The sequence below is a fragment of the Mesorhizobium sp. P170090 genome, from assembly GCF_057786115.1.
The window spans coordinates 2971161-2993988 of sequence record NZ_JBYNWH010000001.1 but is presented as its reverse complement, the minus strand read 5'-3'; the positions used below and the strand labels follow the sequence as shown (position 1 = coordinate 2993988).

Annotated in this window: 25 protein-coding genes; 11 read left to right on the top strand and 14 right to left on the bottom strand. The window is 63.1% G+C overall.

All coding sequences use genetic code 11. From position 1 onward, the window contains the following. Positions 1–353: 353 nt before the first annotated feature. Positions 354–509 (top strand): hypothetical protein, encoded by a 156-nt coding sequence (locus tag AC3EML_RS14160; RefSeq protein ID WP_023673568.1) that lies wholly within the window; start codon positions 354–356, stop codon positions 507–509. Positions 510–645: 136 nt separating this feature from the next. On the opposite strand, the gene AC3EML_RS14155 is transcribed toward AC3EML_RS14160, so the two are convergent. After that, positions 646–1404, bottom strand: a complete 759-nt coding sequence (locus tag AC3EML_RS14155) for an SOS response-associated peptidase (RefSeq protein ID WP_352459643.1) — start codon at positions 1402–1404, stop codon at positions 646–648. A 126-nt stretch (positions 1405–1530) separates the two neighbouring features. On the opposite strand from AC3EML_RS14155, the gene AC3EML_RS14150 reads away from it, so the two are divergent. The 4 genes from AC3EML_RS14150 (at position 1531) to AC3EML_RS14135 (ending at position 3876) form a co-directional block, all read left to right on the top strand. Then, positions 1531–1938 (top strand): NUDIX hydrolase, encoded by a 408-nt coding sequence (locus AC3EML_RS14150; protein WP_352522220.1) that lies wholly within the window; start codon positions 1531–1533, stop codon positions 1936–1938. Positions 1939–2005: 67 nt separating this feature from the next. Beyond that, the gene (locus AC3EML_RS14145; RefSeq protein WP_023684478.1) at positions 2006–2383 is read left to right on the top strand and encodes a TIGR02301 family protein; all 378 of its coding nucleotides are present in this window, start codon (positions 2006–2008) and stop codon (positions 2381–2383) included. Between the two features lie 325 nt (positions 2384–2708). Further along, positions 2709–2966, top strand: a complete 258-nt coding sequence (locus AC3EML_RS14140; protein WP_023673564.1) for a hypothetical protein — start codon at positions 2709–2711, stop codon at positions 2964–2966. A 106-nt stretch (positions 2967–3072) separates the two neighbouring features. Then, entirely contained in the window at positions 3073–3876 is an 804-nt protein-coding gene (locus AC3EML_RS14135) for a hypothetical protein (protein WP_023735503.1), read from the top strand. Positions 3877–3897: 21 nt separating this feature from the next. Here the strand turns inward: AC3EML_RS14135 and AC3EML_RS14130 are convergent, their stop codons facing one another. From AC3EML_RS14130 to AC3EML_RS14120, 3 genes are all read right to left on the bottom strand, one after another. Continuing rightward, positions 3898–4626: a nucleotidyl transferase AbiEii/AbiGii toxin family protein gene (locus AC3EML_RS14130; protein WP_352522229.1), complete on the bottom strand. Its 729-nt coding sequence runs from the start codon at positions 4624–4626 to the stop codon at positions 3898–3900. Positions 4627–4688: 62 nt separating this feature from the next. Next, positions 4689–4916, bottom strand: coding sequence for a hypothetical protein (locus tag AC3EML_RS14125; protein WP_027049982.1), 228 nt, complete (start codon positions 4914–4916; stop codon positions 4689–4691). Positions 4917–4970: 54 nt separating this feature from the next. Then, positions 4971–6302 (bottom strand): dihydroorotase, encoded by a 1332-nt coding sequence (locus AC3EML_RS14120; RefSeq protein ID WP_352522221.1) that lies wholly within the window; start codon positions 6300–6302, stop codon positions 4971–4973. Positions 6303–6384: 82 nt separating this feature from the next. Here AC3EML_RS14120 and ygfZ point away from each other — a divergent pair, with 82 nt between their 5' ends. The 3 genes from ygfZ to AC3EML_RS14105 all read left to right on the top strand — a co-directional run bounded on the left by ygfZ (position 6385) and on the right by AC3EML_RS14105 (position 10083). Further along, the gene (ygfZ, locus tag AC3EML_RS14115) at positions 6385–7245 is read left to right on the top strand and encodes a CAF17-like 4Fe-4S cluster assembly/insertion protein YgfZ (protein WP_352522222.1); all 861 of its coding nucleotides are present in this window, start codon (positions 6385–6387) and stop codon (positions 7243–7245) included. Next, positions 7245–7883 carry an HD domain-containing protein gene (locus tag AC3EML_RS14110; protein ID WP_023742620.1) on the top strand — a complete coding sequence of 213 codons (639 nt, stop codon included), beginning with the start codon at positions 7245–7247 and terminating at the stop codon, positions 7881–7883. The genes ygfZ and AC3EML_RS14110 overlap by 1 nt, the downstream gene beginning before the upstream one ends. A gap of 67 nt (positions 7884–7950) precedes the next feature. After that, on the top strand, positions 7951–10083 hold the full coding sequence (locus tag AC3EML_RS14105; RefSeq protein WP_023670259.1) for a putative bifunctional diguanylate cyclase/phosphodiesterase: 2133 nt from the start codon (positions 7951–7953) through the stop codon (positions 10081–10083). Here the strand turns inward: AC3EML_RS14105 and AC3EML_RS14100 are convergent. After that, positions 10052–10900, bottom strand: coding sequence for an AraC family transcriptional regulator (locus AC3EML_RS14100; protein ID WP_352522223.1), 849 nt, complete (start codon positions 10898–10900; stop codon positions 10052–10054). The two genes, AC3EML_RS14105 and AC3EML_RS14100, sit on opposite strands and share 32 nt — an antisense overlap. Positions 10901–10991: 91 nt before the next feature. On the opposite strand from AC3EML_RS14100, the gene AC3EML_RS14095 reads away from it, so the two are divergent. After that, positions 10992–12158: an amidohydrolase gene (locus tag AC3EML_RS14095; RefSeq protein WP_352522224.1), complete on the top strand. Its 1167-nt coding sequence runs from the start codon at positions 10992–10994 to the stop codon at positions 12156–12158. 12 nt (positions 12159–12170) lie between these two features. On the opposite strand, the gene AC3EML_RS14090 is transcribed toward AC3EML_RS14095, so the two are convergent. After that, on the bottom strand, positions 12171–13088 hold the full coding sequence (locus tag AC3EML_RS14090; protein WP_352522225.1) for a fatty acid desaturase family protein: 918 nt from the start codon (positions 13086–13088) through the stop codon (positions 12171–12173). Between the two features lie 85 nt (positions 13089–13173). Between AC3EML_RS14090 and AC3EML_RS14085 the strand changes: the two genes are divergently transcribed. Further along, a complete protein-coding gene (locus AC3EML_RS14085) occupies positions 13174–14073 on the top strand; it encodes a LysR substrate-binding domain-containing protein (protein WP_352522226.1) in 900 nt (299 codons plus the stop codon). Positions 14074–14086: 13 nt separating this feature from the next. Here AC3EML_RS14085 and AC3EML_RS14080 read toward each other — a convergent pair whose 3' ends face one another. From AC3EML_RS14080 to AC3EML_RS14045, 8 genes are all read right to left on the bottom strand, one after another. After that, positions 14087–14359 carry a DUF3303 domain-containing protein gene (locus AC3EML_RS14080; protein ID WP_352512320.1) on the bottom strand — a complete coding sequence of 91 codons (273 nt, stop codon included), beginning with the start codon at positions 14357–14359 and terminating at the stop codon, positions 14087–14089. Between the two features lie 39 nt (positions 14360–14398). Beyond that, positions 14399–15862 (bottom strand): RimK family ATP-grasp domain-containing protein, encoded by a 1464-nt coding sequence (locus AC3EML_RS14075; protein WP_488505240.1) that lies wholly within the window; start codon positions 15860–15862, stop codon positions 14399–14401. Between the two features lie 5 nt (positions 15863–15867). Then, entirely contained in the window at positions 15868–16965 is a 1098-nt protein-coding gene (locus AC3EML_RS14070; protein ID WP_023692865.1) for a peptidase C39 family protein, read from the bottom strand. Positions 16966–17124: 159 nt separating this feature from the next. Continuing rightward, positions 17125–17916: an anti-sigma factor family protein gene (locus tag AC3EML_RS14065; protein ID WP_023670251.1), complete on the bottom strand. Its 792-nt coding sequence runs from the start codon at positions 17914–17916 to the stop codon at positions 17125–17127. Further along, positions 17913–18431, bottom strand: coding sequence for an RNA polymerase sigma factor (locus AC3EML_RS14060; RefSeq protein ID WP_023670250.1), 519 nt, complete (start codon positions 18429–18431; stop codon positions 17913–17915). Before AC3EML_RS14060 ends, AC3EML_RS14065 begins: the two co-directional genes overlap by 4 nt. Before the next feature lie 162 nt (positions 18432–18593). Further along, positions 18594–19010, bottom strand: a complete 417-nt coding sequence (locus AC3EML_RS14055) for a type II toxin-antitoxin system VapC family toxin (RefSeq protein WP_352522227.1) — start codon at positions 19008–19010, stop codon at positions 18594–18596. After that, positions 19010–19252 carry a type II toxin-antitoxin system VapB family antitoxin gene (locus tag AC3EML_RS14050; protein ID WP_023670248.1) on the bottom strand — a complete coding sequence of 81 codons (243 nt, stop codon included), beginning with the start codon at positions 19250–19252 and terminating at the stop codon, positions 19010–19012. The genes AC3EML_RS14055 and AC3EML_RS14050 overlap by 1 nt, the downstream gene beginning before the upstream one ends. Positions 19253–19299: 47 nt before the next feature. Further along, entirely contained in the window at positions 19300–22098 is a 2799-nt protein-coding gene (locus tag AC3EML_RS14045) for a DUF2339 domain-containing protein (RefSeq protein WP_488505239.1), read from the bottom strand. Positions 22099–22345: 247 nt separating this feature from the next. Here AC3EML_RS14045 and AC3EML_RS14040 point away from each other — a divergent pair, with 247 nt between their 5' ends. After that, complete coding sequence (locus AC3EML_RS14040) at positions 22346–22810, top strand: NUDIX hydrolase (protein WP_023687287.1); 465 nt, start codon at positions 22346–22348, stop codon at positions 22808–22810. The last annotated feature ends 18 nt before the right edge of the window (positions 22811–22828 follow it).

The following is a 22828-nucleotide window of genomic DNA, read 5'->3' as shown; positions in this document are numbered from 1 at the left end:
TTACCTGTGCCAAGGCACAAATCGGGCTCCAGCCTGCTGGCCGGGGCGTTTGTCCACTCTGGGGAAAGATGAGGCGAAAACGTCCGGACCAGCGCGAAGCTAGCCAATAATGCAAATGCCACAAATGGCGAAAAACGTTTTCATCGGCGGCTTTATCGCCTTGGCCGGTGTTGCCGTCAAGTCGCAACTTCCGGCAAAAGCATCGCTGGTTCATAGGTCAGGAGCCGCTGAAACATTTTATTAAACATGTCGGCACAGTCATGAAACATTCGCCGGCTAGTTCACCATAGGTCACGATTCGGTCAGATTCGGCCGGCAAACGCAGACACGGAAATGTTACAGGGAAGAGATCGATGTCACGAACCAAGCAGGAATCGAGCCGCGCCAAGCAACCGGCGCTCGCCAACCACTACCGTGCGATCGGCCCGGCCGCGATCGTCGCCGCCCTTCTCCACACCGCGAAGAATAAAAAGCCGGCGCCGAAAATCACTTCGCCCCGCGCTGCCTGAACAGGCATCGTGCCGCCGCCGACAAGGCGTGCGCCGGAACGGAAGGCTGAGGCCCCATAGCGCGCCTGAAAACAACAGCTCTTCCTATTGAGCAGGTTCTTCCCGAAGACCGGACATGGCTTCTTGGGAGCGCGCTCTAAAACAGCGTCATCTGACTGTCGTCCGCGCCGGGCTTCTGGCGCCTGACCTTGCCGGGCTCGACGATGCCCATGTCCTGTATCTCGGGCCCGATGTTGGCGACCTTGTTGACGAGGTCGGAGACCGGAATTGCCTCGAAGAAATCGGGCAGCGCGGGCTTGAGCAGGTCGGCCACATCGCGCGGTTCGAGCGTGCGGCAGTCCAGCCAGCGGGCAAAATCTTCAGGCGCGATCACCACCGGCATCCGGTCATGGATATGGGCGGTGCCGGCATTGGCGTTGACGGTAAGAATAGCGCCGGTGTCCATTTCCGAACCGCCCGGCTCGGCATAGGTTTCGATCAGCCCGGCAAAGGCGATCAACCCGCCATGCCTCGGCCGTATCCAGTAGGGCTGGCCCTTCTTGCCGCTCCCGGATTGCTGCCACTCATAGAAGCCGGAGGCCGGCACCAAGGCACGGCGATGGCGCATGGCGGCTCTGAACGAGGCTTTTTCAATAGCGCCTTCCGAACGCGCGTTGATGAGCAGCGGAAATTCCCTGGTGTCCTTGACCCAGGTGGGGATCAGTCCCCAGCGCACCAGCATCGCCTGGCGATCCGGGAAATTCGAGCCCGGCATGCGCGGCGGCCCCGACAGCGCCATCAGCACCGGCTGCGTCGGCGCGATGTTGTAGCGGGCCGGAAAATCCTCCAGCTCCGCCAGGCCGAGCAAGGCGGCGGTCTGGTCCGGCGTGGCCGTCAGGGCAAAGCGTCCGCACATGGGAAAGCTCGATGAAATGATCCGATCGCGAAAGTGGCGATGGAACCGGCGTTGCGCAACCGCTAAAGCTCAATGCCGCCGGCCGGTCCACAAGGGTCTGGCCTCACATAGGCGAAAACGAGATCGATGAACGAGCAGCGCAAGACACTTCCCGCAGTCTCGGTCGCCGTCGTGCGCGGCAGGACGGTGCTGCTGGTCAAGCGGGCGCGGCCGCCGTCGCAGGGGCTTTATGCCTTTCCCGGCGGCAAGGTCGAGCCCGGCGAGACGCTGCAAGAAGCAGCAGTGCGCGAGTTGCTGGAGGAAACCGGGCTGCGGGCGCAGGACTATCGTCCGCTTCGCGACATCCACATCGACGGCAGCGGCGAGAATCACCCGGTCGACTATCTGCTGACCGTGTTCAGCGCCGTTTATGCCGGCGGCGAAGCTACGGCCAGCGACGATGCCGAGACCGCCGCCTTCTATAGTCTTGATGAAATGGCGACGCTGCCGCTCGCGAGTGACGTCGTGGAGGTGGCTGAAGAGCTTTTGGCCTGAAGCAAACCGGTATCCGCCCCTCCGAGAATCGCCTTGCAGGCGACAAAATGTTTCGCCAGATAGACTTATGACCCGCACCTCGCTGTTCCTTGCCGCATGCCTCGCCGCCGCCACGGCTGTTGGCGTGCAGCCGGCGCTGGCCGCCGAGTCGCCGTTCGAGCCCGGGCTGATGCGACTGGCCGAGGTGCTGGGATCGCTGCATTTCCTGCGCAATCTGTGCGGCGAAAAGGGCGACCAGTGGCGCACCGAGATGGAAAAGCTGATCGATTCGGAAAATCCCGATCCCGAGCGGCGCGCCCGCTTCATCGCCAGCTTCAACCGCGGCTACCGTTCCTTCGGCGGCACCTATACCCAATGCACGCCGTCAGCGACCGAAGCCATCAGCCGCTACATGAAGGAAGGCGAGACGCTGTCGCGCGACATCGCCTCGCGTTACGGCAACTGACGAGCGCCAGACGGCGTTTAGCCACGCCTTTTCGAGCACCCGCCTTGTATCCACGGCACGTTGATGCAATCTTGGTGTTGCACTTGCGCAACAGTATTAACGAAACGTTAGCGCGCGAATGCGGAATTAACTCAAACTGAAGGTTTTCATCCCGCTCACCGGTCTAATCGGCTAAGTTTGAATCGGACCGGACGCAGGCGACGAAGTTTGTAAAGACGATCAAAAAAATGTCGTATTTACAGACACTTACTTAGCCTGCGTGAGATAGGGGCAGCCAAGCCGGATCCGACCCGTCGGACCGCCGCTTGAAAGGTGGACATCGCAAATGGAACATGGCGTCAACGACATCGACGCGCTGGTCAGGGAAGAAAAGCGCCTGACCGCGGTGGAAAGCCATAGCGAGGCCTGGGCGGAAGGTCTGTCGGCCGGCATAGAACCTGAAATCATCGCCGAGGCAGCGCTTGAAACCGCGTTCGGCGAGATGCTGCGAGCCAATGGCGAAACCTCGGCCCTTGCCCTGCTCGATCGCATGCGTGAAAAGGTGATCGCCGGCGCCTTCGAGCCGGAGCGGTTTCGGCACTAGGCGTCGCGCGTCTCAGAGGGTGCACTGTCAGCTTACCGGTTCTTTGACGACGGCGAGTCGTTTGGGCATCATGCCTGAAGAGCCTAGGCCCGAGGAGAGGCAAGCGGTGAATTTTTCGATGTCAGGCCGGCCTCGCGGCGTGGCCCTCAGCATCTGGCTTGCCGCTTCCTGCGCCGCGGGTCCGCTGGCGTTTGTCCTGACCAGCAACCCTGCCTACGCGTTGAGCGAGATCAAGCGCGAGGAGCTTCCAGTTCCTGCCGGGCCACCAGCCAATGGTGAGACGGCGCCGTCTGAAAATTCAGTGCCAATGCCCGATCTGCCCGGCACGGCGCCACCGGCGGCCAGCCAGCCGAAATCGCCCACGGAGCCCGGACAAAGCCAACCGGAGGCCCCCGCCAACGATGGCGGCGTGGCCAACCCGCGTGCCGATCCAGAAGCGCCGGTGCCCGAAGTCGTCTACGACCTTTCCAAATTGCCGGAGCCCGTCAGGCGCATGCGCGATCTGATGGTCGAGGCCTGCGTCAGCGGCGACATCGAGAAGCTGCGGCCGCTGATCGGCAAGGGCGACACCATGACCCAATTGTCGCTGGGCGAAATCGAGGGCGACCCGATCGCGTTCCTGAAAGGGCTATCGGGCGACAAGGAAGGTCAGGAAATCCTCGCTATCCTGGAAGAGGTGCTCAATGCCGGCTATGTCCATGTAGACGTCGGCACACCGCAGGAACTCTATGTCTGGCCATATTTCTTCGCCCTGCCGCTGGACAAGCTCAACGCCAGGCAGCGGGTCGAACTGTTCAAGATCGTCACCGCCGGCGACTATGACGACATGAAGCAGTTCGGCGCCTACATCTTCTACCGCGTCGGCATCACGCCGGCCGGGCAGTGGACATTCTTCGTCGCCGGGGATTGAACGGCGATTCCCCTGGGATGGCTACTGGCTAGGGCTAGAAAGCTCGAGGCCTGTGTCAGGCCATATGCGGATACCTTCATTTCGAAGGGCCGAAATCGCTTCGACCGCCGCGTTGGGATCCATTTGCAGCACCTCGGCGGCATGCCGCAATTCTTCCTTGTCCCGCAGCCTGTTTACCACCCAAGCCACCTTGCGCTCGATATCCACGCCATAGGCCGCCTTCACCTTGCCAACAGCGTCGCTCGGGATTTCCTTATAGATGCCAACCAGCACTCCAAGATCGATGGCATCGCGATATGCAATTGCACGGTCCTGACATCGATCCGCGTTCGCCAGCAACTTCTCGGCAAACATATCCGCCGGGACCAGGGCGGATACATTCAGATCGTCGTCGAAATGGCCTCGCAGTTTTATGCGGCCTTCGCGGATGACTTCAAACTTGATCGTTTGGCCTTTCAACCGCACGATCGTCCGCAAGCCATATTGATCGATCTGGAAGTCCCGAACAGCCTCGACCGGCTCAGGAAAGAATGCTCTGACGCCACGTTCGGCTGCGGAGGTCCGCAATTCGCGATAGCCATCACTGTCGGCACACAGGAAGTCCACATCCAGTGAGCGGCGATATTCCCCGAATTTCATAACGATCGCAGTGCCACCGCCGAACCAGCACTGGTTTGCGGTCAGGAAATGGCGATCCATCAATCCGAGCGCTTCGGCAATGATCTGGTGCTCGGGCCTCTTGAATTCCATCATGACGCTCGCGGTGTGTCCTGTTGATATTCCGGCTGCGAGGAACGATCAGGTGAGGGAAATCAGCCGGCGGTCAAGAGCACGCCGTGACCGAATTTGTCTGCCAAACTTTGGATAAGCATCTTCTCACGCACAGTAAGACGCTTTTGATCGACAAACCGCCAATTACGCTCATACAGCGCAAATGCCTCTTCGGCCGGAATCGGGCGTGCCGCATCGCGGTTCCAGGCGAGCGCCTGGAGCTCCGGAAACTCCGCAGGGACAATCATGGGCGCGATATCTGCGTTCATAATGCCCTTAACGTAGTGGATAGCGCTTAAGAAATCCAACGCAGCAAGAAACCGCTAAGCCGGCAGCGCCTCGGAAAACTCTACCGGCCTGCCCTGCCCGGGCGTGACGATCTCGCCTTCCCACATCACGCGACGACCGCGCACGATGGTGCCGATCGGCCAGCCGGTGACTTCCTTGCCGTCATAGGGCGTCCAGCCGGCCTTGGAGCCGGCTTGCGCATTGGTGATGGTCTCGCGCCGCTGGAGGTCGACAATGGTGAAATCGGCGTCATAGCCTGCGGCGATACGGCCTTTCCGGGCCATGCCGAAAATGCGCTGTGGGCCATGGCTGGAGAGGTCGACGAAGCGCTGCAGGGTCAGCCGGCCTGAATTGACGTGGTCGAGCATGATCGGCACCAGCGTCTGCACCCCGGTCATCCCCGACGGTGAGGCCGGATAGGGCTTTGCCTTTTCGGCCAGCGTGTGGGGGGCGTGGTCGGAGCCGAGCACATCGACGATGCCTTGCGCAATGCCGTGCCAGACGCCGTCGCGATGGCGGGCCGCGCGAACCGGCGGATTCATCTGGATCAGCGTGCCCAGCCGCGCATAGTCGTCGGCGGCGAGTGTCAAATGGTGCGGCGTCGCCTCGCAGGTGGCGACATCCTTGTGCTGTTGGAGGAAGGTGATTTCCTCGGCAGTGGAGATATGCAGCACATGGATGCGGGCGCGGGTGTTTCGCGCGATGCGCACCAGCCGCTCGGTACAGCGAAGCGCCGCGATCTCGTCGCGCCAGACGGGATGCGATGACGGGTCGCCCTCGACGCGCAGGCCCAGGCGCTCGCGCAGCCGGAACTCGTCCTCCGAGTGAAAGGCGGCACGGCGGCGGGTGTTGCGCAGGATCGATGCGACACCCTCGTCGTCCTCGACCAGCAGGTCGCCGGTGGACGAGCCCATGAACACCTTTATCCCGGCAGCACCCGGCAGCCGCTCGAGCTCACCGACATCATCGGCATTCTCGCGCGTGCCGCCAACCCAGAAGGCGAAGTCGCAATGCATCCGGCTGGTGGCGCGGCGCACCTTGTCGGCAAGCGCCGCCTCGCTGGTGGTCAGCGGATTGGTGTTGGGCATTTCGAAGACGGCGGTGACCCCGCCCAGCACAGCCGCGCGAGATCCACTCTCGAGATCTTCCTTGTGCTCCAGCCCCGGCTCGCGAAAATGCACCTGGCTGTCAACGACGCCGGGCAGGACGTGCAGCCCGCGACAGTCGATCGCTTCGCCGGCCGAAGCTTGGCGAAGATCGCCCATTGCGACGATGCGACCACCCTTGACGCCGACATCGCGCGCGCCCTCGCCATCATGGTTGACCACCGTGCCGCCTGTCAGGATGAGGTCGTAGGTGGTGGCCATGGGCGTTCGGTCTCTTGCGGGGGGAGTATCGTCGGCTTACGTAAAGGCCGACCGTTTTGCAAGATCAGGTTCTTTGCCGCCCATGCCTTTTGCCCTGCTCAAAGACCGCGCTCTCATTTCTGTGTCAGGCCCGGATGCCGAGCATTTTTTGCAGAACATCCTCACCACCGACCTCGACACGCTGGGCGCCGGTGCGGCAAAACCCGGTGCGCTGCTTTCGCCGCAAGGCAAGATCCTGTTTGATTTCCTGATCTCGCGTAGCCGCGAGGACGGATTCCGGCTGGATTGCCGTGCCGACGTCGCAGACGACTTCCTGCGCCGGCTGATGCTTTACAAGCTGCGCGCCAAGGCCGAGATCGCGAAGCAGGATCAAGTGCTTGTGACGGTTGCGTGGGGCGATGATTCAAGCGCCTCACCTTCTGATTCAACGACACTTGCCGATGCCCGCTTCCGCGATGTGGTTGTGAGCCGTTCCTATGGCGGCGCATCCGTAGGTGGCGATCCGGCTGCGTGGCAGGCGCTCCGCATCGCCAACGGCATTGCCGAAAGCGGTTCCGATTATCAGCTCGGCGATGCCTTCCCGCACGACGTGCTGCTCGACGAGACCGGCGGCGTCGGCTTCAAGAAAGGCTGCTATGTCGGCCAGGAAGTGGTCTCGCGCATGCAGCATCGCGGCACCGCCAGGCGGCGCGTGCTGATCGTTTCGGCCGACCATGCCTTGCCCGCGCCGGGCTCGGAGCTGACGGTTGCGGGGCGGCCGGTCGGCACGCTCGGTTCCAGCGCGGGCACGGCCGGACTCGCCATTGCCCGCATCGACCGGGTCAAGGCGGCGCTCGACGCTGGCCAGCCGGTACTGGCCGGTGATGTCACCGTCTCGCTCGCCATCCCGTCCTGGGCGAAGTTCAGCTTTCCCAGGGAAGCCATCGGCGCGGAGGACGCCTGATGGCTGCCGATCGCGTCGGAGCGCCACCGCGCGCGTGGCAGCGCATGCTGTCGGGGCGGCGGCTCGACCTGCTCGATCCCTCGCCGCTCGACATCGAAATCTCAGACATCGCCCACGGGCTTGCCCGCGTTGCCCGCTGGAACGGGCAGACCCGCGGCGATCACGCCTTTTCGGTCGCCCAGCATTCGCTGCTGGTCGAGGCGCTGTTCAGCGAGTTGCAGCCGGACGCCTCGGCCAATGCGCGGCTGGCAGCACTGCTGCATGACGCGCCGGAATATGTCATCGGCGACATGATCTCGCCGTTCAAATCGGTAATGGGCGGCTCCTACAAGGAGTGTGAGCTGCGTCTCCAGCGCGCCATCCATCAGCGCTTTTCGCTGCCGCCCGAACTCGGCGTCGGCTTGCGCAAGGAGATCAAGCGCGCCGACCAGATCGCCGCCTATTACGAGGCGACGCTGCTTGCCGGTTTCTCGACCGCAGAAGCAACCGAGTTCTTCGGCCGGCCGCGCGGGTTCAATGCCGACCGCTTCGACTTTAAGCCGCACTCGGTGACCTCGGCGCAAGCTGCCTTCCTCAAACGCTACGCAACGCTTGAAAAGCAACGCCAGGCAACGGTTGCCGTGCATTCGGCGCAGTGAACATACGCTAAATTAACCAGCGGTAACCACAGTACCGGGTTTCGATCACGGTCAGCAGGCACGCCTCATGTCCGTTGCGCACGTCAAGGGTGGTTCGCCCGTCCGCAGACGGGGAGCCGGAGGCGTCGCCGCGCCACGGCAGATCGCCGACGAACTGCGCCACCAGAACGAGCGCTTTTCGGCGGCCGTCGAGAATATGTCGCACGGGCTGTGCATGTTCGACGCCGACGAGCGGATGATCATCTGCAACGGCAACTATATCAGCATCTTCTCCCTCGACGCGAAGATCGTGCGGCCCGGCATCGCGTTCCTGGACATTCTAAAGCACAGCGTCGACATCGGTGTCGCCTCACAGAGCGCCGAAGACCTGTATGCCATCCGCAAGCCCTATATCGAGCGCGCGCAAGCCTCGACCTACGAGGAAATACTGTCGGACGGACGCATCGTTTCCATCACGCACCGGCCGCTGGCCTCAGGCGGCTGGGTGTCGATCTATGAGGACATTACGGAGCAAAGACGGGCCGAGCAGGAACTGAAGGAGCAGCACCGCCGCTTCGATGCGGCGCTCGCCAACATGTCGCAAGGCCTGTTGATGTACGACGCCGAAGGCACGCTGATCGTGCGCAACCAGCGCTTCCTCGACCTCTACAAGGTCACGCCTGACGACTTCCCGCTCGGCATGAGCCAGCGCGCCCTGCTCGAACAGATGGTGCGACTGCGCATCTATCCGTCGATGGACATCGACGGCGAGATCGCCAACACCAGAGCCAGCCTGCAGGCCGGTGAGGAGCGTTCGACCGACCGCAGCCTTGCCGATGGCCGAACGCTGCTGGTTGCGCGCCGGCCGCTTGCCGGTGGCGGCTGGGTGGCGACCTTCGAAGACATCACCGAGCGCCGGCGCGCCGAAGAGCGCATGAGCCACCTTGCCCATTACGACACGCTGACCGACCTGCCCAACCGCTCGATGTTTCGCGAACGGCTCGACCAGGCGATGGCCGGCGATACACCGTTGGCGATCTTCTCGCTCGACCTCGATCGCTTCAAGGCCGTTAACGACACCTGGGGACACCCGGCCGGTGACTGGCTGCTGAAATGCGTGGCGGAGCGGTTGCGGCACAGCCTGCGCAGCGACACCGATGTGGTCGCCCGCCTCGGTGGCGACGAGTTCGCCATCCTGCAGTTTAATCCCAAAGGCGCCACCGATGCGGAACAACTGGCAAAACGCATCGTCGCTGTCGTCAGCCAGCCGTTTCGCGACAAGGGCCGCGACATGCATGTCGGCATCAGCCTTGGCATCGCGCTGTATCCCGGTGACGGCAAGGACGCCGACACGCTTTTGAAGAACGCCGACATGGCGCTTTACAGCGGCAAGAGCGAAGGCCGCAACGTCTACCGCTTTTTCGAGCCCGGCATGGATGCCTTGGTGCGGGCGCGCCTGGCGCTCGAAACCGATCTCGAGACGGCACTGAAGCGGCGGGAGTTCGTGCTGGAGTTCCAGCCGATCACCAACATCGCGTCGGGCAAGATCGTCGGCGCCGAAGCGTTGATGCGGTGGAATTCACCGACGCGCGGCCTGGTGGCGCCCGACGATTTCATCGCAGCCGCCGAAGACAGCGGGCTGATCGTTCCGCTGGGCGAATGGGCGCTGAAACAGGCCTGCAGCGTGGCCGCCGGCTGGCCGCCTGGAATGCGCATCGCCGTCAATGTCTCGGCAGTGCAGATCAGAAGCGCCGACTTTGCCCGCAGCGTGATTTCGGCGCTGGCCGTTTCCGGCGTGCCGGCCAGCCGGCTCGAACTGGAAATCACCGAGACCGTGCTGATGGATGAGAGCGAGACGGTGCTGAAGACGCTGAGACAGCTGCGCGAACTCGGTATCCGCATCGCGCTCGACGATTTCGGCACCGGCTATTCGTCGCTCGGCTATCTCAGGCGTTTTCCCGTCGACAAGATCAAGATCGACCGCTCCTTCATCCACGATATCGACAACAAGGACACGGCGGCGATCGTGCGCACGATCATCGGGCTTGGTGCCGAACTTGGCATCACTGTCACCGCCGAAGGCGTCGAGACCGAAGCGCAGCTCGATATATTGCGCAAGGCTGGCTGCGTCGAGGCGCAGGGCTTTCTGATCGGCATGCCGTCAAAGGCCGCCGACATGGCTCGACTTCTCAAGACGAGGGCAGCGTCCCGGCGCGCCTGAACATCCCCGGCGTCATTCCATGCGCGGCGCGGAAGGTGCGCGAGAGATGGCTTTGGTCGGAGAAGCCGGCCGCAAAGGCGGCACCGGCGAGATCTGAACCTTGCCGGATCAGCAGATCGGCACGGCGCAGCCTGCGGTCACGGATGAAGGCAGCAGGGGTGAGACCCAGCACTTTCCTGAAATCGCGGATAACTTGAAAGCGCGTCACGCCTGCGGCTTCAGCGAGCCGCTGCAAATCGAGGCCCGAGTTCAGATGGTCTTCGATGACCTGTTCATAGACCCGGAGCCGGCTTTTCGATCCGAAGCTTTCGACCGCCTCGCGCCGCCGGCCGCCCCAATCGCCATGGCGCAGGATGAGCTTGCGCAAGGCGATCAGCATGGATGTTTCGGCGCTCGTGGCATCACCCGATGTCGAAGCCAAGTGCGCGACGCCTACTGCCTGGACGAGATCGGCATCATCGACGATCGCTTGCGAAAACAACGGCGGGCGATCCTGCCCGAGTTCGTCCGCGATAGTACCCATGAGCGAGGCCGACGGATAGAAGGTGCGGTAAGCCCAACCCTGGTCGGCGCCCGCCTCGCCGTCATGCCATATCTCCGGATCGACGAGCAGAACCGTGCCCGACGGCGCGAGGACAGTCTCGTTGCCGATGCGGACCCGCTCGCACCCTTGCGTGATCAGGGCGACGACATAGGTCGGGTGCGTGTGCAGCTGGTAGCGATGCCGCGTGAAGCGCGCCTTGAGCATGCCAAGATCGCGAAAGCGCGGATGACGCCAGAACTGCGTCGTCTCCTGAGGCTGTTGAATTCCAGACACGGTCAATCCTGTTCAAGACGCTGCCGGCGCAAATCCTTTACGTGCTGGCATCGACAAGGCCGAATTTACGATAGCCGGCAAGGAGAGCGCAATGCTGCACAACGACCCCATCGCCGCCCTCACCCCGCAGGTGGTGGAATGGCGGCATCACATCCACGCCAACCCCGAACTCGGTTTCCAAGAGTATGAGACCGTGCGCTTCGTCGCCGACAAGCTGCGCACCTTCGGGCTCGACGAGGTTCATGAAGGCATAGGCGGCACCGGCGTGGTTGGCGTCCTCAGAGGACGACCAGGCGTGCGCGCCATCGGGCTTCGGGCCGAACTCGATGCCTTGCCCGTGCTGGAGAAGACAGGATTGCCATATGCGTCGAAGAAAGACGGCGTGATGCATGCCTGCGGCCACGACGGGCACATCGCGATGCTGCTCGGCGCCGCCAAGCTGCTCGCCGACAACAGAGCCTTCGACGGCACCGTCTGTTTCATCTTCCAGCCGGCGGAAGAAAATGAAGGCGGCGCCATGCTGATGATCGAGGACGGACTGTTCGAGCGCTTCCCCGTGGAAGCCGTCTACGCCGTCCACAACTGGCCGGGGCTGCCGCTCGGAAAGATCGCGGCCCGTGCCGGGTCGATGATGGCGGCCGTCGACACTTTCGAACTGACCTTCGAAGGGACCGGCGCACATGCCGCCATGCCGCAGCTTGGCGACGATCCCGTGCTTGCGGCCGGCGCCTTCGTTCAAGCCGTTCAGCGCATCGTCAGCCGTTCGGTCGACCCGCAGGGGGCGCTGGTCGTCTCGATCACGCAGATCCATGGCGGCAACGTCGGCAACATCGTGCCGGGCAAGGTCTGGCTGCAGGGAACCTGCCGCTTCTTCGAGCCCGCTTTGTCGGACCATTGCGAAAGGCTGATCGGCGATATCGCGCAAGGCATTGCGTCGGCGCATGCCCTCACCCCCAAGCTCGCCTACAAGAAAGGCTACCCGCCGCTGGTCAACACGTCAGCCGCGACGGCCCAAGCCGTCCAGGCGGCAACCGCGGTTGTCGGCCGCGAGCAAGTCGAGACCGCATTCAACCCGAGCCTCGGCTGCGAGGATTTTGCCTACATGGTCCGCGAAGCCGGCGGCTGCTATGCCTGGGTCGGCGCAGGAGCGGTCAGACCGGGCGAAGGGCTGCACGGCGATCGCTATGTCTTCAACGACGCCATCGTCCCCACAGTGCTCCGCTATTTCGTCACGCTCGTTGAGCAGACGCTACGCTGACGGCCGAGCGCCTCAGCGCAAGGTCTCGACGTATTTCTCGTGGAAGCTGACATAGCCGGGTTCGACGACTTTGAGATGGCGCTCGATCAGCTGGTGGAAGGCCGGCAGCTGATGGAAGGGCACGCCGGGATAGGCGTGGTGCTCGGCGTGATACGGCATGTTCCAGGCGACTTTGCGCACCAGCCAGTTGGTCAGCGTGGTGCGGGTGTTTTCCAGCATGTTGGCGACAAGCGGGCAGCGGCCATGCTCGGCCAGCAGATAGAGCCTGAGGAAGGGCTGGCCGAGCAGCGCCGGCACGATCCAGACATAGAGCAGTACACTTGCCTCGAACCACAGGGCTAGCGCGGCGACCACGACATAGAAAGCGATCATGGCGCGGGCTTCAGTGCGCACCTTGGGCAGGCCTTTCGGCGGCACGTAGCTGTCGTGGCAGCCGCCAATCGCGTTGGTGTAGAGTGTCTGCAAATGCCCCCACCACACCGGCAGGCCCGAGACGTGGACGATGTATTGCCGCATCGTCTCCGGTTTCGGGAAGGCGAGTTCCGGATCGGTCTCTGGATCCTGGGTGAAACGGTGATGGGCGAAGTGGAAATAGCGAAACCAGACGGCGGGCAGCGCGATCGCCAGGCTGCAGACCCTTGCGGCGGCATCGTTGAGCCACTGCGTCTCGAACGCCGTCCTGTGCACCGTCTCATGCAGCAGCGTGAACAGGAAGACGATAAGAATGCCTTGCGGCAACATCAACAGCGGCCAGTACGGCACCTTGGCCGCAATCAGCCCGCCGATAGCCACAATCGCGCCGAGATGGAAGGCGAGTTGGACCAGACCCGGCCCATCCGACTTGCCGGTCAGGCGGCTGCGCTGCTCATTGGTCAGAGACGCGACGACGTCGCGATGGTCTCTGGGTTCAAACTGGGCCGATACGGTCATGGCGCCAAGCTACTCGAATAAGAAAGCTTTCGAAAAACGAGGATTTCTGCGACATAGATAAGCTTACCTTACTATCGGATAGCCCATGACCGCGCTTCCTTCCCTGAGAGGACTTCAAGCCTTCGAGGCGGCGGCGCGCTCGGGGAGTTTCGCCGCAGCGGCGGATGAGCTCTCGATCTCGGCGGCCGCGGTCAGCCAGCTCATTCGCACCGTCGAGGAGCAGATGGGTCGAAAACTGTTCCATCGCGTCAACCGCCGCGTGGTGCTGACGGAAGCCGGCGTCGAGATGCTGCCCCGGCTGACCCTGGCTTTTCGGGAGATCGGCAGCATCGCGCGTGGCAGCGATGCCTTCCGCCCGCGGCTTGTCATATCGGTGCCGCCGTCCATGGCGATGGGGTGGCTTTCCGAACGTCTCGCCGGCTTTGTGGCCAGCCACGGCGCCGTCGACATATCCCTGCGCGGCGATGACGATCCGGTGCCGTTCGACCGCGAACTGATCGACATCCGGCTGTCCTTCGGCCCGCACTATCGTGAACACCCGACCGAAGACATTGTCAGGGACGCCGTCTACCCCGTCTGCGCGCCAGAACTCACCGCCAAAACCGACAGCCTCGCCGGCCTGCCACTGATTCACACCGACTGGGGACCGACCGGCGCGTCGTTTCCGTCTTGGCGCACATGGTTCGAGGCGGCGGGCATAGAGCCCGGCCGCACAGTGCAGCGCGGCCTGTCGGCGAACTCGTCGCGGGCAGCGCTCGACCTTGCCATTTCAGGGCTGGGCGTGGCGCTGGCGCAAGGCATTTATTGCGCCGGGGCGCTGGAATTGGGCCGTTTGGTCCGGGCTAATGCCCTATCGATCGCGCTGCGTCAGCCCTATTGCCTGACGATCCCGGAACGCAGTGCAAGGCGCGACCTGGTGGCGGCGTTTCGCAATTGGCTGATTGAGGAATGCCGGCGGTCGGTGGGTTCGCCGGTGCTCGGCTGATGGCCCGAGCTGCTCAGAGATGGCCGGCCAGTGCGGCGACCATGTCCTTGTTCGTCGCCACGGGAATGATCTCGAACTCCACCAGGTCAGCCCATTCGATAACCCAGCGCTGCAGCAGCGTGACGTCATCGGCTTCGACCAAAAGAAAGCAGCGGCTCATATCAGCCGCGATCCAGGAGTGGTGCACGACAAGCGCGTCCGGCTTCAATCGGCCGCGCTCGCCGAAACGGCGGTAGATCTCCTTGCGGTCGCAGCCGGTGAAATCCTCGATGACGATGAACTGCATTTTTCCCCCTCGGTTGAATTACCGCCCGGGGGCGGCAAACTAACGCCCGGGACGGTCCAGCCGCTCCAGGAACCATTGCGTCAGCCGCACCCAGACTTCGTCCTTTTCGCCGGAATCCTCCCAGCCATGGTCGAGGTTCGGGTTGTCGTTGACCTCGATGACGAAGACGCCATCCTTGGTTTCCTTGAGATCGACGCCGTAAAGCCCGTCGCCGATGCAGCGCGCCGCCTTCACCGCGGTGTCGACGACATGCGGCGGCGTCTCTTTCAGCGTGAAGGTCTTGATGCCGCCCTGGTCGGGCTTGCCGCTGGCCTTGTGGTTGACGATCTGCCAGTGTTTTTTCGCCATCAGATAATGCACGGCAAACAGCGGCTGCCCGCCGAGCACGCCGACGCGCCAGTCATATTCGGTCGGGATGAATTTCTGCGCGATCAGGAGATCGAAATCCTCCAGCCACTCGGTGGCGAGCGTCTTCAGTTCTTCGAAGTTGCCGCATTTCTTGACGCCGCGCGAGAACGATAAATCCGGGATCTTCAGCACCAGCGGAAAGCCGAGCGTCTGCGCCGCCAGTTCGAGATCCGAGGTGCCGGCTATCATCACCGTCGGCGGCACCGGCACCTTGTTGTAGGCCATCAGTTCGTTGAGATAGACCTTGTTGGTGCAGCGGATCATCGACAGCGGGTCGTCGATCACCGGCATGCCTTCCTGCTGGGCGCGGCGCGCGAAGCGGTAGGTGTGGTTTGAGATCGAGGTGGTCTCGCGGATGAACAGCGCGTCGTAATTGGCGAGCTTGGCCAGGTCCTTCCTGGTGATCGGCTCGATTTCGACGCCCATCTTTTCGGCGATCTTGGCCCAGTAACGCAGCGAGGAAATCTCCGACGGCGGCAGTTCCTCATGCGGATCGACCAGCGTGGCGAAGGTGTACCGTGCCGGGGTGCGGCCCTTGGTGTCGCGCCACTCGCGGTTGGTGTACGTCTCGAGCGCCTGCACGAATAAGGCTTCTTCCTCCTCGGCCATCCTGGCCAGCGGCAGGAATCCGATCTTGCGGATCGAAGCCCATTCGGCGCTGTCCTTGATGTGAACCTCAAGCGCCGGAGCGCGGAACCAGTCGAACAACAGCTTGGCGAAGCGGTCCCAGACCTTCGACGGTCCAATGCCGAAGAAGATGCAGATTTTTTGCGGGAAAACGCCTCCGAGATCCTTGCGGCATTTGTTGAGCGCCAGCTCCAGTTCCGGCAGCGCGTGCTCGTAGAGCTTGCGCTCGGACAGGTCGATCATCGTCTCGACCGTCGGGATGACCTTGTGGCCGCGCGAACCGGCGAGCAGAGAGGCATAATAGCCGCGGCTCTGGTAGGCGTAATTGTTCGATAGGTTGATGACCTTCGGCTGCTGGCCGCGAAACAGCGCCGGATGCGCAAGATAGTCACGGTTGGTGATGATCTTGTGCGGCGTCGCCGCCGGGTCGAGATCGTTCTGACGGCCGGTGAGGATGACCCAGGTCATTGTTATCAGCGTTTCCCAAGAGTGATGGCAGCACGCAGTCCGTCGCGGCCAAATTGCGCCATGTTCATGAAGATGCCGTGCGGCACGGGAATGTTGGCGGCATCGAGGATGGTCTCCTGTCGTTCGTCCTCCACCCAGGGATCGTGGATCAGGATGTGGTCGCCATCGTCGCCGATAGCCAGCACCCAATGCGGCACCTTCTTGCCGAACATCAGGAAGCCGCTGATCAGCACCAGCACCAGTTTTCCCTGAGCCAGGGCGCCGCGTATATCGTCGATGGTGAATGGACGGTAATTCACCGGGATGCCGTAAAGTTCCGCGCGGCGGCGAAAGTCCACCTGGGCAAGTTCCATCACCCGGCGCTTGTCGTCGCTGCGCACCGATTGCAAGAACAGCGCGCCATAGAAGGACACGAAGATTTCCGCCGCAAGCCCGCTTTCGTAGCCGGAAACCGCAAGGCCGAAGGGCTCGCAGCCGCCCGGGCCGGACATCATGAACACGGTCGTTGCCTCGCGCCATAGGCGGATTTCCATGACCGGATCGGGCACGAAGCCGGAATCGAAATTGGCCATCGCCATCATCAGGCAGCATGGACCGCAGGTGAACTCGCAGGTCTGCTGGTAGAACGGGACTTTGGTGGCGACCGGAATATCGCCGCGCAAGGTCTTTTCGTAGCGCAGCGCGGTGGCGCCATCCTCGTAATAGTGAGGCTCGCGACCGATCTTGCGGTAGCCGCTCTGCTCATAGATGCCGATGGCGCGAAGATTGTCCTCGCGCACTTCGAGGCGCAACATCATGCGGTCGTGCTCGAAGGCAGCTTCTTCGGCCGCTGCAAGCAGCATGCGGCCAATGCCGCGGCCGCTGAAAAACGGGCTGGTGGCAAGCGAATAGAGCCGGGCGACGCCGCTGCCCTTGCGAAACAGCACGATGGCGTAGCCGGCGACACGGCCATCGCTTTCGGCGACCAGCATCTCGGCTGTCTCGCGTTCGATCAACAGGCGGAAGGAGCGCCGGGAAATGCGGTCACTGGAAAAGACCGCCTTCTCGATGGCGGCGAGGTCATCGACGTCGGACGCGCGGGCCTTGCGAATCTCGGCAGGCATGCGGGTTTGGAAAACCTCGATTGGGTGGAGGAAAAGGCCGCGGTCAAAAACGTCGCAAACATCAGCCGAAACGCTGATATCCATCAAGCGCTATCGCACTTCGAATAGGGCCGAATTGTGACACTTTCTACCCAGGCGCATTCCCGAAACGGAATGCGCTTAGCTGGCGATACCCGCCAGAAGCTGACCGTAGGCGCGCTTGGCGACCGCAGCCAGTTGCTCGCGCGGCAGCGAGCCGACGACGGCGCAGGCATAGCCCTTGTCCAGCCAGTAGACCGCCTCGGGGCCGTCGGCCTCGGCCATGTAGGTGCCCTTGGACTTGGCTGAGGAATCAGCGGTAACGAACAAGGAGATGCGCTGACCCTTGGCGTCCTCGTAAAGCAGCATCGCTGCCTTGCCCTGGCCGGCGGGCAGCAGCCGGCCGCCAACCAGCTGGAAGCCTTCCGCCACCAGATCCGGCGCCACCAGTTTCAGGCCGACGCGGTTGGACAGCCAGGTCTGCAGGTGATCCTTGTCGCTTGCCGGCACTTCCACCGCATGGCGCTGTTCGGCGGCATAGATGACATGGGCGGCGATCGCCTCTTCGGCCAGTTGGTCATCGGCGCCATCTTCCCTGCCGATGCCGTCGATGCCGGCAAAATAGCCGCCAAGACCGCCGATGACGAGCACTGCGGCCGCCGCGGCCGCAAGCCACCAGCGCGACTGCCGCGCCGCCGCTTTGGTCGCGCCTTCACCGCTAACGATCTGCTTGAACAGCACCGGCACGGGCTCGTCGAGCACACCGGCAAAGGCGGCGCGCAACGCGGCGCGGTCGGCGGTGTAGCGGGCGCTTTTCGCCTTCATTTCGGGATTGGCGTCGATCCAGGCGTCGTAGGCGGCGCGCTCGTCGCCCGGCAGCTCGCCGTCGAGAGCCATGTGGATATCGCGTTCGGAAAAATCGCGGCGGGTCATTTCTCGACGATCCTTATCGAGCGGCGGCGCGCCGTGTCATCGAGCAGGCTGCGCAACTCCTCGCGTCCGCGCGCTATGCGCGACATCAGCGTGCCGGCGGGCACGCCGAGAATGTTGGCGGCTTCGGCATAGGAGAATCCTTCGATGGCGACCATGACGAGAGCGGCGCGACGGTCGGGGCTGATCGCCTGCAATGCGTCGATGATCTCGCGCGAGGCGGCGTTCTCCGCCTGCTCGGCGGGGACTGCCTGCGCCTCGTTTGCGTCAAGCGGTAGGATCGCCGCCTCACCGCGCCGGTTCACCTTGCGCATCTGATCGATGAACAAATGATGCATGATCGTAAATAGCCACCTCCGGGGGCTTTCTCCCGTCTGCCAGCTTTCAAGCCGCAAGAGCGCTCGTTCGAGGCAATCCTGGACGAGATCGTCAGCGGATTCGCGGTCGCGCAGAAGCGAGCGTGCGTAGCGGCGCAGGCGCGGTATTTCGCCAAGGATTGCTGCCTTCTTTTCGTCCATGACCGCTGGTTCTGAGGTCGCCCTTGTTTAACCCGATTGAACGCGCCTTCCCGGCGCGGCGCAAGCGGCCAGCGCGAAGCGGTCTGCCGCCCCGGTCACCCAAGCAGTGAGATAACGAGTTGATCGGCTAAATTATTCCCCGCAATCAACAAAAGGGCCGAATTATCCTAAATCGGTCAGTGCGAAATCATGGCCTTTGTACAGCAGTGGAAGATCGCGGCTTTTCGCGCAGGCGTAAGCAAAACAGTCCCCGAGATTCAGATCCGCCTTGTGGCCAACGGCTTTGCCGTAACGGGCACTCGCGTCAATGGCCCGAGAGCTGATGTTGTCGTCAATGGCCAGACTCTCTCCCATGATCTCCACAATGAACTCATCGATCAGATCGCGGGCATGGAGAAGGGCTTCAGCGCTGGGTCTGCGCGGGTCGGCGCCAGCCCTTGCCAATGCCTGTGTTGCTTCGAAGTGAACCAACGGAGAAACCCAGACCTGCCCGGAAAAACCGGATAGCTGCTTCAGCAATTCCTCCCACCCAGGTTCCTGGTTGAGAATGGCGACGATCACCGACGCGTCGACAAACATCAGTCTTCCCACATCTCGTCGGTGAACTTCTTCATATCGAAATCGGGATTGGGCAGGCCAAGCTTCCTGGCCCTGTCCTGAAGACTGGCGATCCGATCGCGCAGCGGCACCTTCGCCCGATTGCGCTCAAGTTCGTGCACGAGCGCGACCCGCACCGCCTCCGTTTTGCTCGGAGCGTTCGTCTCGCGTTGCAATCTGCTGGCCAGCGCATCCACTTCGTCGTCGCGGATATAGAGCGGCATCGAATATCCTCCGTTGGATATTCATATATTCCATCCCGTATATCACTTCAAGTTGCAGCGTTGGCCTCCCTCGCCGCCCGCGTCAGCAGCCGCTGGTAGAACAGGCCGATGCCGATCAGCACGGCGCCAAGACCGATGAAGGACAGCGCCCTGAGCACGCCTTCCAGTTCCGACATGTCGAACAGGAAGACTTTTACCACGGCAATCGCGATCAGCGCCGCCGAGGCAATGCGCAGCACCTGCGACTTCAGCCAGACGCCGGCGGTCAGCAGCACGACGCCGATGACCAGCCAGAGCGCCGAATAGGTGTAGGTCTCAAGCTGCCCGAGGCCGCTCCACAGGCCGATGAACTCGCCCTTGAACACGCGCCTGACCGACAGTGTGGCGTAGGCGAAGACAAGCAATGCCGCCACTACCGCCAGCATCTGCGCATACCATGGCGGCCGCTTGTCCCTGGCATAGAGCGCCAGCCCGCCGGCGGCTATGGCCGGCAACAGGTAAGCCAGGAACAAGAGGTTGAACACCGGGATCTGGCCGGTCAATTCGTCGGTGAACAGCGGATTGAGCACCAGGAAATGCCGGAGGACGATGAAGGCGACCGAGAGCACGCCGGCGGCCATCGAGCCGTAGCGCAGCACAGAGCTTGGCGAGCGCATGTCGATGGCCACCAGTATCGCGCCGGCACCGATGGCGATCAGCGTATAGATCGCCTGTTCGGCGAGCGTCACCGGGCCGGTGTCGATGACGCCGCCATGCATGGCGTGGCGCACCAGCATGGCGACGGTGAGCAGCGCAAACAGGGCTGCACCCGCCTCCATCGCAAGGCGCGGCCGGCCATTGCCAGTTGTTGGTAGTGCGGGGGTGGTACGCGCGAGTTGCCAGGCGGCAAAGCCGAAGGCCAGCGCCGGTACGCCGTATCCCGGCAGCAGCCAGTTGAACACCGGCGTCGTCGTCAGGAACTCGGCACCGACGATGGTCGAATCGAAGGCGACGCGGCCCAGCACGGCAACGACCGCGCCGACCGAAATCCAGCCAAGCACCGGATAGCTGCGCCACCGCGTCGCCAGCGCCGGCACGATGGCGGCAACGCCGGCAAGAATGGTCGTCCAGCCGGAACCGAAGGCCATGTGCAGCATCAGGAGCCCGGCCAGAGCCGAGCCGCAAAGCGCGAAGGAGACGGCGACGTTGCCCTTGAGCGGCGGCTGTTCGGCGCGCGCAATCCATTCGCCGCCGGCGGCGAAGACGACGACCAGAAGGGCAGCTATCGCTGCGTAGACAAGGTCGCGGTCGAGATTGCCGTAGGCGAACCACAGCGTCAGCAGAATAAGCAGCGGCGAAGCGACGCCCCATGCCGCCCAGCATGCCGCGCGGACCCGTGCTGAGGCGGCGAAGCGGCGTGCGGCCCAGAAGCCGGCGCCGATGAAAACCAGGCCGAGGGCAATGCCGATGCGCAGCGTCAACGGATTTCCGGCCGCCACCGGCATGCCGTCAAAGCCGAAATTCCCCTGGGTTATGTCGGAGCCGATGGTGGTGGGCGGAATGATGCCGAGATGGATCATCACGCTCACCACGCCGGCGGCATGCAGCAGCGGCAGCGCGCGCGGCCGGTAGAGTGCGGTAGCGACAAGGGCGACGAGGACGAAGGCGCCCGGCAAGGCGCCACCGGCGGCGACCAGCGTCGTGTCGACGGACAGGCCTAGCGCTGAAAACGCAACGAAAACGCCAGGCATGATCGAGGGCCAGTCGAAGCCCGCCTTTGCAGGTTCCGCTTCGCCGCCACGACTGCCCAGGCAAACAAAGGCAAGCACCGCCAGCGTCACCGCGTCGATGAACAGGATGACGGCAAGGTCGGCGAACCGGATGACGGCAAGGTCGGCGACGAGCGTACTCATCATGTAGGCGATGGTCCAGGCGCCGGTGCCGAAGAAGGCGGCCGCAATCAGGAATTTCCAGTCGCGAATGCGGGCGATCACGGCTGTGGCGGCAAGCACGATCGCCAGGTAGACGAACAGCGCCCATGGGTTGGGCGCCTGCGAGGACACAAGCGCCGGCGTCGCCATCGAGCCGACAAGGCCGATGCCGGCCAGGGCCTGACCGTGGACGAGAGCGGCGACAATGGTCGCTACGCCGATGGCGCCGAGCACGGCGAAAGCGAAGGCCGGGCCGACGAAACCGTAAATGGCGTGCGCGGCATAGACCGTACCGAACAGAATGAAGGCGCCGGCAGCCGTCAGGATCGCCGGAATATAGGCGCCTGCAGCCCCTTGCACCGGCACCTTGAAGCCGGTGCGGCGGATGAACTCGCCGCCGCCGATCAGCACCAGGCCGAGCAGCGCCGCCAGGGACAGCCGCACTTCGGGGCCGAAAATGCCGGCCTCGATGGTGTAGCGGATCAGGAACAGGCCGCCCAGGGCCAGCGCGACGCCGCCGACCCAGACCGCCCATCGTGTGCCGAGCGCGGTTTCGACCTCGGACTGGCGGGCTGCCTTCGCCGTGGCGGCAGGCGCGGATCCGGTGAATGCCGCCTTGGCCGCGGCTGACAGTTCTGGCACGGCCTCGCTGGTGGCCGCATCGGCTTCGGCGGCCGGTGCCTGGGCATGTGCCGCGTCGGCTGTTGTTGGCGAAGCTATGTCGGCAACTGGTGCGGTGGCCTGAGCGGCATCCGCCGGTGCGCTTGCAACCTGCTCGACCGGTTTGGCAACGGGCGGTGTCGCATGCACGCCGGACAGAACCAGGCTGCGCAGCGCTCCGAGCTCGCGCTCGATCAGACTGACGCGGCCCTGCTGGCGCAAGACGAGGACAAAAAGCACGATAACGACGACGGCGCCAATCAGGCTTTCAAACATGGCGGTTCCCCCAAACCAGGCCAGTTTTCACTGACAATTGCGGCGGCCACACGGCCACCCCAGACGGCTATTCAAGTCACGCCACCGCAATGGTGGCCGAAAAGAAGTTATCGAGCATGTTTCGTCGGCAAATTCCAGCGGCCTACGGTCTTTATCCTCACCCATCATCTGAGATAGCCAGGAATGGCATGCCGCCGCCACTTGCCCAGGAGCCATGCTATCCTCGGATGAACTGTGGGGAAATCGAATGCCGAAACGAAGTGCAGGGCTGCTGATCCACCGGACAAGGGCCGGCATTCTCGAATTTCTGCTCGTCCATCCCGGCGGCCCATTCTGGGCAAGGAAGGATGAAGGCGCTTGGTCGATCCCCAAGGGCCTCGTCGAGGACAATGAAGATGAGTTGGCCGCCGCCCGGCGCGAGGCTGGGGAAGAACTCGGAGTCAGTATCGAGGGTGATTTCGAGCCTGTCGGCAGCTATCGGCAAGCCGGCGGCAAGATCGTCATCGCCTGGAGTGTCGAAGCCGATTTCGATCCCGATGCCGTTAAAAGCAACATGTTCACGATGGAATGGCCGCCCAGGTCAGGCGTGACGAGGGAATTTCCCGAAATCGACAGGGCCGGCTGGTTTTCCTTCGCGGAGGCCAGCCTCAAGATCCTCGGCGGTCAGCGCGCCATCCTCGATGATTTCATGGAGCATCGCAAGGCCGGCTGAGGCTCTTGCCCTACGAGT